This is a genomic window from Gilvimarinus sp. 1_MG-2023, assembly GCF_030548285.1.
The window spans coordinates 1-250 of the sequence record NZ_JAUOSC010001399.1; the positions used below are offsets into that span (position 1 = coordinate 1).

At 48.8% G+C, this 250-nt stretch carries 1 protein-coding gene; it reads right to left on the bottom strand.

Annotation, left to right across the window (positions count from 1 at the left end):
• Window positions 1–208, bottom strand: a 208-nt coding sequence (locus Q4563_RS21425; protein ID WP_303605959.1) for an HIT domain-containing protein, incomplete at its 3' end; no start/stop codon positions are given.
• Between the last annotated feature and the right edge of the window lie 42 nt (window positions 209–250).

A 250-nucleotide genomic window follows, 5' to 3' on the forward strand; every position in this document is an offset into this window, starting at 1 on the left:
GCGGAATAGTCAGCATCAATTTGCCCATCAAGGCGCTGTCTGTGTCGTTGAGGTCGTTGAGATTGACGATATGGCGTTTGGGAATCACCAGCAAGTGAGTCTCTGCCTTGGGGGCAATATCGTGGAACGCCAGAAAATCATCGTCTTCGTAGACCTTGTTGGCCGGAATCTCGCCTGCCACTATTTTGCAAAAAATACAGTCAGTCATCTTGATGTCCTTACGGATAAACGTATGGCAGCGGGGTTATTG